The organism is Shimia sp. (assembly GCF_039969785.1).
Classification (GTDB): domain Bacteria; phylum Pseudomonadota; class Alphaproteobacteria; order Rhodobacterales; family Rhodobacteraceae; genus Shimia.
This window is the reverse complement of record NZ_JBDVNC010000033.1, coordinates 246971-263228: the sequence shown is the minus strand read 5'-3', so window position 1 is coordinate 263228 and position 16258 is coordinate 246971. Positions and strand designations below refer to the sequence as shown.

12 protein-coding genes and 1 tRNA gene are annotated in these 16258 nt (G+C 56.0%); 9 read left to right on the top strand and 4 right to left on the bottom strand.

The features are described 5' to 3' along the window. Window positions 1–121: 121 nt before the first annotated feature. Window positions 122–1066 (top strand): DUF5906 domain-containing protein, encoded by a 945-nt coding sequence (locus ABJI08_RS15610; RefSeq protein WP_348402774.1) that lies wholly within the window; start codon window positions 122–124, stop codon window positions 1064–1066. A 174-nt stretch (window positions 1067–1240) separates the two neighbouring features. Here the strand turns inward: ABJI08_RS15610 and ABJI08_RS15605 are convergent, their stop codons facing one another. Next, window positions 1241–1561 (bottom strand): hypothetical protein, encoded by a 321-nt coding sequence (locus ABJI08_RS15605; RefSeq protein ID WP_348402762.1) that lies wholly within the window; start codon window positions 1559–1561, stop codon window positions 1241–1243. A gap of 133 nt (window positions 1562–1694) precedes the next feature. Between ABJI08_RS15605 and ABJI08_RS15600 the strand changes: the two genes are divergently transcribed. Together ABJI08_RS15600 and ABJI08_RS15595 are read left to right on the top strand one after the other, a co-directional pair. Beyond that, window positions 1695–2114 (top strand): P27 family phage terminase small subunit, encoded by a 420-nt coding sequence (locus tag ABJI08_RS15600; RefSeq protein ID WP_348402761.1) that lies wholly within the window; start codon window positions 1695–1697, stop codon window positions 2112–2114. Between the two features lie 169 nt (window positions 2115–2283). Next, window positions 2284–3948 carry a hypothetical protein gene (locus tag ABJI08_RS15595; protein ID WP_348402760.1) on the top strand — a complete coding sequence of 555 codons (1665 nt, stop codon included), beginning with the start codon at window positions 2284–2286 and terminating at the stop codon, window positions 3946–3948. Between the two features lie 115 nt (window positions 3949–4063). On the opposite strand, the gene ABJI08_RS15590 is transcribed toward ABJI08_RS15595, so the two are convergent. The 3 genes from ABJI08_RS15590 to ABJI08_RS15580 all read right to left on the bottom strand — a co-directional run bounded on the left by ABJI08_RS15590 (window position 4064) and on the right by ABJI08_RS15580 (window position 10799). After that, the gene (locus tag ABJI08_RS15590; RefSeq protein WP_348402759.1) at window positions 4064–8500 is read right to left on the bottom strand and encodes a hypothetical protein; all 4437 of its coding nucleotides are present in this window, start codon (window positions 8498–8500) and stop codon (window positions 4064–4066) included. Between the two features lie 516 nt (window positions 8501–9016). After that, a tRNA-Thr gene (locus ABJI08_RS15585) sits at window positions 9017–9092 on the bottom strand. Window positions 9093–9140: 48 nt separating this feature from the next. Further along, complete coding sequence (locus ABJI08_RS15580) at window positions 9141–10799, bottom strand: iron ABC transporter permease (protein ID WP_348402758.1); 1659 nt, start codon at window positions 10797–10799, stop codon at window positions 9141–9143. A gap of 85 nt (window positions 10800–10884) precedes the next feature. Here ABJI08_RS15580 and ABJI08_RS15575 point away from each other — a divergent pair, with 85 nt between their 5' ends. The 6 genes from ABJI08_RS15575 (at window position 10885) to ABJI08_RS15550 (ending at window position 16169) form a co-directional block, all read left to right on the top strand. Next, a complete protein-coding gene (locus ABJI08_RS15575; protein ID WP_348402757.1) occupies window positions 10885–11760 on the top strand; it encodes a hypothetical protein in 876 nt (291 codons plus the stop codon). Between the two features lie 108 nt (window positions 11761–11868). Then, window positions 11869–12366: a flavin reductase family protein gene (locus tag ABJI08_RS15570; protein ID WP_348402756.1), complete on the top strand. Its 498-nt coding sequence runs from the start codon at window positions 11869–11871 to the stop codon at window positions 12364–12366. Between the two features lie 105 nt (window positions 12367–12471). Next, window positions 12472–13413: a bifunctional enoyl-CoA hydratase/phosphate acetyltransferase gene (locus ABJI08_RS15565; RefSeq protein ID WP_348402755.1), complete on the top strand. Its 942-nt coding sequence runs from the start codon at window positions 12472–12474 to the stop codon at window positions 13411–13413. After that, window positions 13410–14585 carry an acetate/propionate family kinase gene (locus ABJI08_RS15560; protein ID WP_348402754.1) on the top strand — a complete coding sequence of 392 codons (1176 nt, stop codon included), beginning with the start codon at window positions 13410–13412 and terminating at the stop codon, window positions 14583–14585. The genes ABJI08_RS15565 and ABJI08_RS15560 overlap by 4 nt, the downstream gene beginning before the upstream one ends. Before the next feature lie 69 nt (window positions 14586–14654). Further along, on the top strand, window positions 14655–15470 hold the full coding sequence (locus tag ABJI08_RS15555; protein WP_348402753.1) for a universal stress protein: 816 nt from the start codon (window positions 14655–14657) through the stop codon (window positions 15468–15470). 63 nt (window positions 15471–15533) lie between these two features. Further along, entirely contained in the window at window positions 15534–16169 is a 636-nt protein-coding gene (locus ABJI08_RS15550; RefSeq protein WP_348402752.1) for a MarC family protein, read from the top strand. The last annotated feature ends 89 nt before the right edge of the window (window positions 16170–16258 follow it).

The window sequence follows — 16258 nt, the reverse complement described above, 5'->3', positions numbered from 1 at the left end:
CTTCAAGGCCAGTTCAGAAGCTGCAAAGAAAACCACAAAGGAGGCCACCATATTGACCAAAGCATAGCCGCCGATACATAAATAAAGCGGGTCAAATCTCGGTGACAATACCGGGTCAGTTATCAATGACATTCAACAGGCTGGTTATCTGATTTCTGGTGACACAAACCTGCAAAAGATTTTCCTGATTACAGGACCGAAACGCTCCGGCAAAGGGACATTCGGGCGCTTGCTTACAAACCTGCTGAGCGGGTCCGTCTCGACAATCAGCAGCACGGCATTGCAAAGCAGCTTTCCAATGCAGGATCTGATTGGGAAGTCTGTTGCCGTGCTGCCAGATGTTCGGATCGACCAGAACACCAAGCAGGCCCAGCTTGCTGAAACGCTGCTGAGTATATCGGGCGAGGATCACCAGACCGTTGCGCGCAAATTCAAGACGGCATGGTCTGGCAAGCTGGGTGTTCGGTTCTTACTGATGTCTAACAGCGTTCCGAGGCTGCGAGATGCTGACGGCGTACTGTTTTCGCGGTTCCAGTTCCTGCATTTCCCCAACTCGAATTTTGGGAAGGAAGACCCGCATTTGACGGAAAAGCTGTGGCTGGACCGCGCGGTAATGCTGCGTTGGGCTGTGGACGGCTACAAGCGCCTGCGCAGCACGGGACGGTTCACCGCATCCGCAACGCATCAGCGGCTGATCGACCAAGCATTGGTGCGGATGGACCCTGTCGGCACGTTCGCGGCTGAGTACCTTGACGTGACAGGCAGCCCAACAGACCAAATCCCGATGGACGACCTGCATGCCGTGTTCCACAGCTATGCCTGCAAGCACAACATCACCACCTATACCGCTAAGGGTTTTGGCAAGATGTTTTGGGGCAAAGACCTACCCGACGTGCATCCCGCTAGAGGTTATCGCGTCACAATTGGTGGCGGGAAGGCCCGCGTTCGGACGGCATGCGGCGTTCGTTGGCGAAATGCTTTGACGTCTCAGCAGTTGGCAGATTTGCGAATGGAAGCCCGCGAAGACGAGAACGACGGCGGTTTTTTGGGTGTCGAACATGCTTGAACGTGAACAGATAAAGAACATTGGGACGTTTGGGACAACAGGTCTTTTATCGGAGAACTTTACGCGCACGGGAAATGATCAACACATAAGAGGCATAACAAAAGACATAATAAAGAGAGAGTTCTCCGATAAACGGCCTGTTGTCCAGTTGTCCAACCGCCCAGCCCAAACAAGTCAGCATTTAGCGTCACAAACGCAGCCGCAGATGCCTTGGGGCAGCCAAGACGGAAACGGGGCATGACGCAGCGCGGACGCGGCCATAGCGTCCCGCCACATGTGGCCCAGCGCCAGCAGTGGTACGGAACCCAGAGGTGGAAGCGCGTCCGAAGGCTGGTCCTGGCTGGCAATCCGTTGTGCGCAATCTGCGGTATCCGTCCAGCCACACAGGCCGATCACGTCCAGCATCACAAAGACAATCATGCCTTTTGGGATTTGTCGAACCTGCGTCCAGCCTGTGCCGAGTGCAACAATCGAATGGGCGCTAGGGCGAGGCATGCAGGTGGCGGGGGGTATGGGCAAACATCGAAAGGGGGTTCCGCCATCGCACTGGGGGGAAACAAAACACACACAGTAAATCAGAAAGCTGACCGCTTGGTCGGTTTATTCAACCGCATGAAAAGGAACTCGCATGCCAAATCCAACGACGAATAAAAGCAGTCAGTTGCGGGCGATTAAGGATAAATCCGCGCCAACTAAAAAGGAACGGATTCCACCGCTGCCGTCCAGTCTGGACCCGTCTTACAAAGCTGAGTGGACCGGAATCGTAAAACACCTGATGTCTCGGGACGCTTGGGTGCCCCAGAAAGGAACGTTGGTGGAAACCTATTTGATAAATCTGCAAGCGATGCGGCAGGCCCAAGACAGGATGACCGCTGATGGCGGCCCGATCAGCGAGAGTGGCAAGCCGCATCCCGCGTCTGCCATCATCGCCCGCCACAGTGGATTTCTGACCAAAATTGGCGGCCAGCTTGGGCTGGGCCAAGAGGCGCTGAAACCCAGCACCCCCAGCGCCAGTGCCAAACCTGCCAAATCGACTTGGAGCGCCTAATGAATAGTTTATACGAAAGTATAGTTTTCTATGCTCATGCGTTATTGATTGGGCAGTACGCCTGCGCTCTAAGTAAATGGTTATCAAAGCTTGGGGGCGCTTTGATAGCAACTGCCACTCACGGGTCCACCCTGTTTCCAGACGCATCCCCTCTGAAAGAGGGTGGCTCGTGAGGTACTTCCGCCCGCATAACACAACCGCAAATCCGAACTGGTTTAACGCGACAGACGCTCAGTCTCTGGTGCCTGTTCTGGACCGGGATTCAAAGCTGGCTGAACGGTTCGTCACGTTGTCGGGCAAATTCAGACTTACACAGGGGTCAGAGGCAGGACAGCGCCTGGAAGACTGCTGGTTGCCTTGGCAGCGGGACGCGTTGAAGGCCAGCTTTCAAGCGCGTGAAAGTCTCTGGGTCTTGGGGAAAGGTAGCGGCAAGTCAGTTTCTGTTGCCGCGTTTGATTTGGGTTTTGTGATGCTGTCGGCAATCGAAAGCATCAATACCCGTGGTCTGGTTGCCGTAGTTGCGCCTACAATCGGCGGCGCTCGCATCGTATTCGAACACATCTTGGAAGCGGTCCTGGCAGATGAAGAACTGCGCACCCAGTTCAGGACCAATGCCCAGGCTCGCAGCCTGACGCACGAGGCATCCGGAATCACAATCCAGATTTTGACCTGCGACATGAAGTCAGCCGTGGGCAAACGTCCTGTCCTGCTCATCCTGGACGAAACGCATGAACTGGCGCAAATCAACCAAGCATCAGCCGTTGTGCATCAGTTGCGCCTAGGTGGTGCGAACTGGGGACGCGCATTTAAAGTCTTGAGCATCTCCACAATGCCGATCCTGCCCCCGCAGGGCGAGTTCAAGCGCCAGCTTGCCTATGCCAAGGCCGTGCGCTCAGGCGAGATTGATGACCCTGATTTTCTGCCTTTGTTGTTCCAATTCCCAATGACCGAACGTCCGGACATTGATCCTCTGGGCCCAAACCAATGGTGGCGCGGCATGCCGTCCCTGCGCACTGCTGACCAACCTGGCACAATGGACGCGAGCGAACTGGAACGAGAACTGAAGCAGGCTGGCGATGCGGATGACGTTGAAAGTTTCGCGTTAACGCTGAGTCAGCGTCTGGGCATCGAAAGAAACGAAACCGACCTTGCCGAATCCATCCTGCACTCTCATTGGGCCAAGTGTGAGGCAGTCGCGCCTGCTGGGCCGTATGATTTCTGCGCAATCGGCATCGATGCTGGCGGTTCAGATGACCCAATGGCGGTCGCCGTTGCCCGCCGCCCAACGAACAACAAGCGCGCGTTGGATTTATGGGTGACGCAGTTTCTCACGCAGACAGGATATGACCGCGCCCACAGCACCATGCAGGAAACCTATGATGAGGCCATTGAGCGCGACACACTGCATATCTTCGAGACGTCAGAGGCTGCCCAGGCGGCTGTGTTCGACCTTGTGAAGCAGGCTCGACCTGACGTGGCAGGCGGCGACGAACACGGGATAACGGGCTTCGCGCAGGCATTTCGGGAAGAGACGGGAAAGGCATTCACATCAGTGCCGCAGAACTGGCAGATGGCAGCCGCATTGGCGTCACTGGAAGGCCGCCTGCTGGACGGCGCTGTAAGGCACAGCCACTGCCCGTTGTTGATGGCGAACGTGGAAAACCTGCTGATTGTCGAATCTGCCAGCGGAAACCGACATTTGAAGAAACGAGACAACCGGTTGTCGGGCCAAGGGTACGCCAAAATCGATGGCATCATTGCGGTCGTTAACTCGGCTCACTTGATGGACGAACACGGCAGGTGGGCCTTCGAAGTGGGACGATATATCGGCTGATTGGGTAAATTTGACCGCCCCTTGTCCACCAAGCCAAGGCTTAAAACTGTTTCCAGTCCGTGGACCTCGTAAAAACTCCTGTCCATTGACTGGATTGGCGGACCTATCCCTGCGCTCAGAAAATGAAGTCATCTACCGAATAGGCAAACCCGACCCCGACATCGGCAAAAGCCACCCCATCGAGTAGGATCGAGTTCGCCCCCGCTACGATCCGCGCCACTCCGCCAGCGTCCTCCAGATGGTTCGCCTGTAAATCCGCGAACCCCGTAATCGCAGCCACATCGGTAAGGTTGATCTTCTCGCCATCCGCAGCCTCGAACCCGAATATCGTGTCATTGCCAAACCCACTGGCAAACACAAACCGATCCAGCCCCGCACCACCGGTCATCTGGTCCTGACCATCGCCGCCTTCGATAGTGTCATTGCCTTTGCCACCGTAGAGCGTATCCGCGCCGCTTCCGCCAAAAAGGTGGTCAAACCCGTTGCCGCCGAAGATAAGGTCATTCCCAGCTTCGCCTCGGAACTCATCGTATCCCGCGCCGCCGTTGATGGTGTCATTTCCGTTACCTCCAAAGACCGTGTCTCGCCCAAATTCGTCACCCTGAGCATTGTCGTTGAAGACGTCAAACCCATTGCCAAGGCGCACCTCATCGCGACCATCGCCGCCTTCGATAGTGTCATTGCCTTTGCCACCTTCCAGGATGTCAAACCCAGCACCGCCAAACAGCAGGTCGTCTCCAAGTCGACCTTGGATCACGTCATTACCTTTTTGCCCACGCAGCTCGTTTTTTCCATCAGTACCAATCAGAAAATCGCCGTAGTCGCCACCAATCACGTTCTCTATGCCAAACAGCTTGTCACGACCTATACCAGCTGGATCACCCTGACCGATTGAGCCAGCTGCCTCGCCAATTAGATCAACTGATATTCCTGCTGTGGCGCTTGTGAACTTGACTGTATCCACCCCATTGCCACCTCGGTACGTATCGTTTCCGGCTCCACTACCACCGATAATCAGGTCGTTGCCATCGCCGCCATCGACTGTATCGTCTCCAGCTTGTGAATATAGCGTGTCGTTACCAGCGCCGCCCCTCAGTTCATTGTCTGCATTGTTCCCGGTGAGTTCGTTGTTCAAGCCGTTCCCAGTCAGATCGGCAGAGCCACTCTCGTCCGACAGGTCTGCATTTTCCAACCCGTTACCGAGCACATAATTAAAGCTGCCGATCACAACGACAGTATCTCGGTCGCTGGCCAGGCCATTGTCCTGGATCACATCGCCTGCACGGTCGACATAGTAGGTGTCGTTACCTACCCCTCCGATCAACAGATCAAGTCCGGTTTCTCCGTTCAGGATGTCGTCGCCAGCCCCACCTCTTAGGATATCAGCACCGGACCCTCCGTACAGTTCGTCGTTGCCTTCAGCACCCTCAAGTATGTCGTCGTCTTGTTCGCCGTACAGAAGGTCATTGCCCAGATCACCGTAGAGCCGATCATCATCATATCCACCATAGAGGCGGTCATCGCCTCGACCTCCGCGTAGATCATCCAGATTACCAAGACCATACAGCCGGTCATCGCCGTTCTTGCCTTGCAAGTAATTAACCTCGTTGTCGCCATAGATTTGAACATCGGCGTCTTCGGTGTCGTCAAGGTTCAGAAAGGACAAGTCCTCGACTGGAACTCGAACGTAATCCAGATCAGTCGTCGTTAGTAAACCAGTAACGTCATAGGACACGTCCCCGTCGTCATCAAAATCATCCATACCTTGAATTGTCACAGTCTGGACTTTGTCCCAGTTGGCCGAGGTAAAAGTCACACTGCTGATCTGCAGAACCGCTTCGGTAGGATCAGAGACCTCAAAGGTAATGGTGACGTCGCTTTTAACTGCCGATTCCAACGCAACGGTGAATGACGCCTGACTTCCGTCTTCACCGCTTTTGGCGTCGATTACGTTCAATGTGACCGCCGGGGCATTGGCCTGAGGGACAACGACAGGACTGACAACACGCTCATCAAACCCGAAGTTGTCCGTGTAAGAAACGGCCACTGTCAGGTCTGCTCCGATGTCCAGACCGGCAACCGCATAAGTCGATTGCGTGGCCTCGTCTATGGCAACTCCGTTACGAAGCCAATGATAGCTAGTTGAACCGAGACCGTCTGCATCCGCGAGCGTCGACGCGTTTGCCGTAAGTACCTCTCGAAGTCTTAACTTACCTTCGATAACAACACCGCCCTCTGGTGCATCATTGACATTGAGCACTGCAGCTGTCTCAGCGCTGGTCAGGCTTTCGTCAGCGCCATAGGTGTCGGTGTAGGAGACCCTGACTGACATCTGCGCGCGTGCATCGATTTGACCGAGGTCGTAGCTTTGGTCCGTCGCCCCTTGTACGGCCAACCCGTCTCGCAGCCACTGATAGGTGACCGTAGACGCCTCAATGCCATCTGCATCGCTGACACCGGAAATATCCGCTGAAAGGGTCTGGTCTTCTATCGCCGAACCAGTGATGACAACGTCGCCCTCGGGCACGTCGTTCACATTTTGAACCGGGCTGGTAGGTGCACTCGTGATCGTTTCCTCTGCACCAAAGTCATCTGTATAGGACACACGAACCACAATTTCCTTGCCTACATCCGCTTGCGTCAGCGTATAGCCAGGCCCCGTGCCAAAGGTCGTTATGGCGACCCCTTCCCTTAACCACTGGTAGGAAAGTGTGCCCTCATCAATACCGTCTTTGTCAGAGACACCCGACATGTCCGCACTCAGAGTGGATCTCTCTGTGGCATTGCCGGAAATCTGCAGCATTCCTTCTGGTGCATCGTTGACGTTGAGGACCGCGCGGGTCGCATCACTGGTGACGCTCTCATCTGTTCCCTGACCGTCTGTATAGGCGACCCTAAGAGAAATCTCTGAGCCAACGTCCGCCTGCTTGAGCGTGTAGCTGGCGTTATTGCCATCCGAACTTATGGCTTGCCCATTCCGCAGCCATTGATAGGAAATGGTGCTGGTTTCGATCCCGTCCACGTCCTCGAGTGTCGAGATATCAGAGGTCAGCACCCGCCCTTGCGTGGCAGTTCCAGTAACAATCACCTCTCCAGTCGGCGCATCATTAACGTTCTCGACCGGGGCCGTCGCTGCACTGATAACTGTCTCGTCAATGTCTGTGCTGTCTGTGAAGCTTAAAGAGAACGAGATTTCTGATCCCACGTCGTCCTGAACCAGCGTATAGGTCAATTCCGTTTCCCCTGCGATGGCGATACCGTCCCGTTGCCATTGGTAGGAAACGGTGTCTGTGTCGACACCATCCGAGTCGGTCACATTGGAAATATCGACCGTGAGCGTTTCGCCCTGTTTCGCCGCGCCATCGATCACAATGTCGCCTTCGGGCAAATTGTTAGATAAAAACCGCTGGGCGTAGATGCCTCTGTCGCTGCCATCCTGACCAGTTGAATACCACGTCACAACAAACCCGCCATCACTCAGCCCAGCCACTGAGGGAAAGCTTTGGTCATTTTCAGTGTAGGTGTTGACCTGAAATTCCTCGCCCACCGTCGAGCCGTCCGCTGTGTAACGTTGACCAAAGATGCCTTGATCGCTACCATCTTGACCATAGGACAACCACGTCACAACAAACCCGCCATCACTCAGCCCAGTCAATGAGGGGGCTTCTTGTCTATCAGCAATGTAGGTGTTGACCTGAAATTCGTCACCCACCGTCGAGCCGTCCGCTGCGTAACGTTGACCAAAGATGCCAAAGCCGCTGCCATCTCGGCCCCAATCCGCCCACGTCACCACAAACCCATGATCATTTAACGCTGTGCTTGAGGGAAAGCTTTGGTCACCGTAAGTGTAGGTGTTGACCTGAAATTCCTCGCCCAAGGTCGAGCCGTCCGCTGTGTAACGTTGACCAAAGATGCCAAAGTTGCTGCCATCCTGACCATCGGACGCCCACGTCACCACAAACCCACCGTCATTTAACGCTGTGACTGAAGGAAAGATAAGAAGTCCAGTGTAGGTGTTGACTTGAAAATCCTCGCCCACCGTCGAGCCGTCCGCTGCGTAACGTTGACCAAAGACGTATTTGTCTTCAGGACCCGGACCTTCTGAACTCCACGTCACAACAAACCCGCCATCTCTCAGCCCAGTCACAAAGGGTGCGGCCCCACCATCAGTGTAGGTGTTGACCTGAAATTCGTCACCCACCGTCGAGCCGTCCGCTGCGTAACGTTGACCAAAGATGCCTTGTTGAATGTCAACTTGCCTCCAAGACCTCCACGTCACCACAAACCCACCATCATTTAACGCTGTGATTGAGGGATAGCTTTGGTCACTTTCAGTGTAGGTGTTGACCTGAAATTCCTCGCCCAAGGTCGAGCCGTCCGCTGCGTAACGTTGACCAAAGATGCCACTTGCGCTGCCATCCTGACCACGGGACCCCCACGTCACCACAAACCCACCGTCATTTAACGCTGTGACTGAAGGATTGATTTGATCATTATCAGTGTAGGTATTGACTTGAAATTCGCCGCCAATGGGTAATGTTTCAACAGCCATATCTCAGTTTCCCCTACAATCGCGACGCCGGAACGACGTTTCATTCAGTGTTTTATCTAATCAGCGTCGCCGCAATCTCTAAGCCAAAAAATGCCGCGCAAGCGTGATTCCAATTGATACTAAAGCACATCGTAGGAAGAAGATCTTTGGATCAGCGGCCATTTTTTTTTCAAAAACCTGCCAAAAGGGTGAATTTCCCGATTTGTCTTACCAGTACTGCGCACCTTTATCTGCCCTAGATGTCCAACTTCGACTCTCGAGGATTGAATTAAGCAGGAACCGATCTGGTTCACATGTTTAGACTATGAAATCGTGTGATAAATACTAACCGCTGCCAGAGATTTTTGATGCTGTTTTGGTTTACTCCCGGTTCTGACGGTCGTCCCCATTATGACCAAGACGCCATTGCCCCGGCGACTCAGAATTTCTAGGTCGCACAGATTCCTTGATGACTGACAAGAGACTGACACGGACACTTCCACCCTACCCTAAAAATCTTCTAAGTCTTTGAAAAGATGGTGCCCCCACACGGACTCGAACCGCGGACCTACTGATTACAAATCAGTTGCTCTACCAGCTGAGCTATAGGGGCACACAAGGGGCGATTTAAATTGAAACTTCGCGGCCCGCAAGCAAAAAATTATCGATTTGCGCGGGCAAGCATTCCGACGGCCACCAAGCCTACCAAAACAATCAAAATCGCGCCCGGGCTGGCGTCTCCCAGGTTCTCTAAGCTGGCTTGGTCATGCACCCGGGTTGCAAGGGTATCAAAGTTAAATGGGCGCAATAACATCGTGGCGGGCAGCTCTTTGACACAATCGACAAACACCAACAACAGCGCCGATCCGACCGAAGCACGGATCATGGGGTAATAGACTTCGATCAGCGTTTGACCCTTGCTGCGCCCCAATGAGCGCGCCGCCATGGCCAGGCTGGGTGACACGCGCCCCATCGCGCCATCTGCGGCGCCTTGGGCAATCGCAAAGAATCGCACGCAGTACGCCAGCACCAACGCAAAACTTGACCCGGTCAGAATCAACCCGGCCCGCCCGCCGGTGACAGCCTCAATCGCATCCGCCAGCCGATGGTCCAGCAAGGCCAGCGGGATCAGAATACCAACCGCCAGAACCGCTCCGGGTGCGGCATAGCCAATGGTCGTCAGTGGCAACAGCAAACGCGGCAAAGCCTTGCCTGACAAGCGTACGCCATAGACCAGAAACACCCCGGCAATCACGGTGACAAGCGCTGCAATACCGCCCACGCGCACGGTATTCCACAAGGCGCGCAGCAAATCAGGGTCGCTCCAACGTTCGGCATTATCAACCGCATGGCTCAGAATGACGCTGATCGGCAGCACGAACCCAATTGAAAATGGGATCAGACAGACCAGTGTCGCCATCCAAGCCCAGATCCCGGTGATCCGGGTTTGCGTGGGCGGGCGATGCCGGGTCGACAGGCTGAAAAACTGAATTTTGCGGCGGCTGGTCTTTTCCATCGTGACCAACAGAATCACCAGCACCAAGACCACGGTTGCAATCTGCGCTGCTCCACCTGCGTTGTTGCTTTCCAACCAGACGCTGAAAATCCCGGTGGTCAGCGTTTGCACCGCGAAATAGTCCACCGTACCAAAATCATTCACCGTCTCCATCATCACAATGGCCGTACCGGCGGCAATCGCAGGGCGCGCCAGCGGCAGACCAATACGCCAGAACCGGGCCAACGCCCCTGCCCCCAATGAACGCGCAACTTCTTCGCCCTCGCCGGATTGTTCGCGAAAGGCTGCACGCGCCAGAATATAGACATAAGGAAACAGCGCCACAGACAGCACAATCACCGCCGCGCCCATCGACCGGATTTCCGGGAACCAATAGTCACGCGCCGATTGCCAGCCAAACAAAGACCGCATACCGATCTGCACCGGCCCGGCATATTCCAGAAAATCAACCAGCGCATAGGCCCCGACATAGGCCGGAATGGCCAGCGGCAACAACAGCGCCCATTCGATCCAGCGCACACCGGGAAAGCGATAGCGGCTGACCAGCCATGCCGCGCCTGACCCCATACTGGCCGACAAAAGCCCCACCGAGATCATCAACACCAGCGTATTGCGCAGATAGCGGGGCAAAGTGGTCGATATCAGATGCGGCCAGATATTGTCTGCAGGATGAAACGCCATCCAGAAAACCGCCGCAATCGGGGCAACAACAATCAACGCGATGATCAAGGCCCCCAACGACCAGGGACTGACCCCAAATCGGGGCATTACAGACGCGCGGGAAGAAGGTTCTGTCTGGCTCATTCTTCCCAATTGCCTGAATCTGGTTTCGCTGTCCAGAAACGAAGATATAATGGCCCCAGCAAGTTGAACAATTACAGCAGAGCATATGCAGGTCGCACTCCACACCGGGGCCCATTTCACGGACGAAGACAAACTGATCAAGAGCCTTGGCAAAAATGCCGAGATGCTCAGTGAAACAGGTGTCGAAGTCCCGCCCACCAGCTTTTATCGCCGTCAGGTCCGCGAGCTGTTGAACAATGCAAAAAAAGAAGCTTTCCCAGACGGCATACGCGAAGAGCTGTTGACGGAAATGGCACGTGGGGGCGACCCGGATCGCATCATCATGTCCAACAGCAACTTTTTCGGCGTCCCGCGTCAGGCCATTCGCGGTGACCGCATTTACCCCAATGCGGCGGAACGGCTGACCGCATTTGCCGATCTGTTTCACGGCGTCGACCTTGAGATTTTTCTGGCGATTCGAGATCCTGCGACGTTTTTGCCCGCTCTGGTTAACGGCACACCCGAAAACACGCTGGACGCGGTCACAGGCGGATGTGTTCCGCTGTCCCTGCGCTGGTCTGATGTTGTGGTGCGCATCCGCGAGGCCTTGCCTCACGTGCCGGTCACAGTCTGGTGCAATGAGGACACGCCCCTGATCTGGGAAGAAGTCATGCGCGAAATGGCGGGTCTTGACCCCACCGTCGCGCTTGAGGGTGGCTCTGATTTGCTGTCTGACATCATGTCCCCCGAAGGACTGAAACGGTTCAGCGAATATGTGGAAAAACACCCGAACATGACCGAAATGCAGAAACGCCGCGTGGTGGCGGCATTTCTGGACAAGTTCGCGCTCGAAGATGAATTGGAAGAAGAGCTTGATCTGCATGGCTGGACCGAAGACCTGATCGACGCACTGACCGAAGCCTATGACGAAGACGTCTTTCAGATTGAACGTATTCCCGGTGTCACACTGATAACGCCCTGATAGCGTCTCCAATCCCACATAATTATGCCGAGTTTATGCGCCCTCTTGTAACGGTGCGTATTTCATCGCACATGAGGCAAACAAGCGCGACGCAGGACAAACATGAATATGGCCCCCGAATTTGATCCCACGGCGGAGAATCAGCGGATTTACCGCGATGCATTGGGGTGTTTTGCGACCGGTATCACCATTGTCACCGCGCCGACCCCCACCGGTCCGATCGGGATGACAGCGAATTCATTTTCGTCAATTTCACTGGATCCGCCATTGGTTTTGTGGTCGCCAGCCAAGAAATCGCAACGCTATCCGCTCTTTGCAGGCGCAGACCGGTTCGCCATCCATGTTTTGCGCGCGGATCAAAAGGATCTGGCGCTGGAATTTGCGCGCCGTGGGGATGCGTTTGATCAGGTGGCTTGGCACACCAACGCCCTGAACGTCCCACTGATCGACGATTGTCTGGCGCGATTTGACTGCCAGACACACGCCATTCACGATGGGGGCGACCATGCCATTATTGTGGGCCACGTTGTGCATGTGACGCTGAACGATGGCGCGCCGTTGGTGTTCGCTCAACGCTCTTATGGCAACTTTCAACAAATCTCCTGACCTGACGTCGTAGACGGCCAATCGCAATTGGCGTCTTATGTCTGACATGCCATTGTGCCCACAACACGGGGTCATGCCCCTGTTGGATTTGCAAGGAGTGGGCGTTTGGACAATCCCGAAATTCTCGAAAAAAGCTTCGACAAAATGTTGGCGGCAACCGCCGCGCTTGACCCGATTGCCACAGCCATCGCCCACCCCTGCGATGCGGCCTCACTGACAGGCGCCATCGCGGCGCGCGACAAAGGGTTGATCACGCCGATCCTTGTCGGCCCGCCAGACCGCATTCAGGCAGCCGCCGCAGAAACTGGGGCCAACCTTGACGGGATCAAGATCGTGCCGTCGAAACACAGCCACAACAGCGCCGAAAAATCGGTCCAGCTGGTGCGCCAGGGCCGCGCTCAGGCGATGATGAAGGGCGCGCTACACACCGACGAAGTCATGTCCGCCGCGGTTCACAAAACGCAAGGCCTGCGCACCGAACGGCGCATGTCGCATGTGTTTGTGCTGGATGTGCCAACATATCCCAAGCCGTTGATGATTTCGGATGCAGCGATCAACATCTACCCGGACCTGCAAACCAAAGCCGACATTGTGCAGAACGCCATTGAACTGGCCCATGCGATTGGGATCGACCTGCCCAAAGTTGCCATTCTCTCCGCGCTGGAAACGATCTACCCCAAAATCCCCTCAACGGTCGAAGCCGCCGCCCTGTGCAAAATGGCCGACCGCCGCCAAATCACTGGCGGCCTGCTGGACGGACCGTTGGCATTTGACAACGCCGTTTCCAAACGTGCCGCCGCCGCCAAAGGCATCACCTCAGACGTCGCGGGCGATGCAGATATCCTGATCGCGCCGGATCTTGAGGCGGGCAACATGATTGCCAAACAACTGATGTATCTCGCAGGCGCAGATTCAGCCGGCCTCGTGCTGGGCGCGCGTGTACCGATCATGCTCACCAGCCGCGCCGATGGGACGCTATCGCGGCTCGTATCCGCGGCACTGGCCCAGCTTCTGGTGCATGAACAGCTTGGAAAGGACTTGATGTGAATGACGCGACCCTTGTCCTGAACGCAGGCAGTTCGTCGATCAAATATGCCGTCTATCGATCCGAGACGCCGACCGAATGTCTGGTGCATGGCCAGATCGACAGGATTGGCCTTGGACCGCAACACCGCAGCAACGGCACCGATCACCCCCTGCCCCTTGCCAGCGATGCCACGCATAGCGACATTCTGGACTGGCTCACGACACATCTTGCAGCCAACACCCCCGGGCTGACCATCGCCGCAGCGGGCCACCGCGTGGTGCATGGCGGTCAGGACTTTGTCGCACCCACCCTTGTCACAGGCAATGTGGTTGCGCGGCTAGAGGCTCTGGCCCCGCTGGCCCCGGGCCACCAGCCCCACAACCTCGCCGGGATCGCCGCCATTGCCCGGCGCTGGCCCAACATTCCGCAAGTCGCGTGTTTCGACACCGCCTTTCACCGCACCCAGCCCCAAATCGCCCAGATGTTCGCCATCCCGCGCGCGCTGACAGATGGTGGCGTGCTGCGCTATGGCTTTCATGGGCTGTCCTATCACTATATCTCGACGCAACTGCCCACCCATCTGGACAATCCCGACGGCCGTGTGGTTGTGGCCCACCTTGGCAATGGGGCCTCGATGTGTGCCCTGCACAACCGACAAAGCGTGGCCACCACTATGGGTTTCACCGCGATTGACGGGCTGGTCATGGGGCGACGCTGCGGCGAACTTGATCCCGGCGTGATCTTTTACATGCTGCGCGATCTCAACATGACCGTGACCGAGGTCGAAACCCAGCTCAGCCGCGAATCCGGTCTTTTGGGGGTTTCTGGCATCAGTTCAGACATGCGCGACCTGCTGGCCTCGGACGACCCAGCCGCAAAAGACGCCATCGACTTGTTTGTTTATCAGGCCTGCAAGAAAATCGGTGCACTGGCGGCCACGCTGGGCGGGATTGACGCGCTGGTCTTTACCGGCGGCATTGGCGAAAACAGCGCCCCGATCCGCGACCGTATCCTTCAGGGGTGCGCATGGCTTGGTGCCAAAATCGACCACCGGGCCAACGCACAAGCCGCCCCACGCATCACCACCCCTGACAGCGGCCTGTCAGCACACGTCATTCCCACCGACGAAGAAGGCATCATTGCCCAAGAGACTCGGGCGCTGACCTGCGCCCCGTCACCACTGGTAGAATGAACGGTTGCTAGTTACATTTATTCCGTGTTTGCATGGCACTTCGCGCGACGTATACCCGGAGAAACTCACATGAGTGTCAAAAACATATTGGTGGCCTACAGCGGCGAGTCCGAACGCAGCCCCGCATTGCGCCACGCGATCAACATCGCCAAATACCATCAGGGCTTTCTAAGCGGTATCGTCCGCCATGGCATGCCGCCGCTTCAAAAGAGCTTTACCGGTCAGATCCCTCAGCAAGTTCTTGATCAGATTGATAAGGCCGACGCAGAGCGTATCCGTGAGATTGGCAAACTGTTTCATACCATCGTCGGCAAGGCCGGACTCTCCAAGCAATCCGAGTTTTTCGACCTCGAAGCCAATCAGGGCCACTCCCTGTCTGTCTTTGCCCGCCACTTTGACCTGATCGTCACCGGGGCCAGTAGCAAAACTGGAGAAGAACATCTGGCCGCAGACCCGGAAGCGTTGACCCTCTACAGCGGTCGCCCGGTTCTGGTTGTACCTAAAGACTACGAATCCAAAACCGTGGCTGACCACGCGATTGTCGCATGGGATGGCAAACGCTGTGCAGCGCGCGCCCTGGGCGATGCCATGGACGTGCTCGAAGACAAGGGCAAGGTCACTCTTCTCGAGGTTGGCAAAGAACAGGTTCCCGGCACAGACGTCCTGTTGCGCAATCTGGAACGCCACGGAATTGACGCCCAACTGATAAACCGCCCCCGCCACGGCTCTGTGGCCAATACCGTTCTGGAAACCACGGAAGAGGTTGGAGCGAAACTGATCGTGATGGGCGCGTTTGAACATTCCCGCTTTCAACAAAGCCTGATCGGCGGCGTCACAACCGACGTCATGGCGCGTTCCACGGTGCCTGTTTTCCTGTCACACTAGCGACAAACTCGGTCTCACCCGAATTCAGGTGACGGCAAACTCAAGATGTGATGCAGTAGACCAATGGATTTGTTGGACCGCTTTGTTACGCTTTGGGTTGTCATCGACCCGATTGGCACGATCCCGGTATTCGTCGCCCTGACGGCGGCGATGACGGCCGGTGAACGCCGGAAAACGGCATTGCTGGCCACTTTGGTCAGCATTTGCGTGCTTTTGTTCTTCCTCGTATGTGGTCAGATACTGATCGACGCGCTGGGCATCAGCCTTTTGTCGTTTCAGGTTGCGGGCGGCATCGTATTGTTCCTCTTTGCGCTCACCATGATATTTGGCGATTCAAAGTCAGAAAGCGATCTGCAGTCAACCGAAGCAGACGAACGTGCCACCGGCGAGCGACCGTCCCCCGCCATCTTCCCGCTGGCGGTACCGTCATTGGCCTCACCCGGCGCCATGCTGGCGATTGTCCTGTTAACAGACAACACCCAGGTTGCCATTCTTGATCAGGCGCTGACCGCCGCTGTGATGGTCGCTGTGCTGGCCATCGCCTGTTTCTTTATGCTGCTCGCTGACCCGATTATCCGGGTGATCGGGAATTCAGGCGCTGCGATCATCAGCCGGGTCATGGGCATGATTTTGGCATCCGTCGCGGCTGACGCCGTATTGTCAGCCCTCGTTGAGATCATGCGCACGGGGTCGCTCTAATCGATAATCCGGCTGACCCCGGACCAATTTTGACACCTTCGCAAAACCGACAGAATACCGACGTCAGACCGACGCGCTGTTTTGAGCCA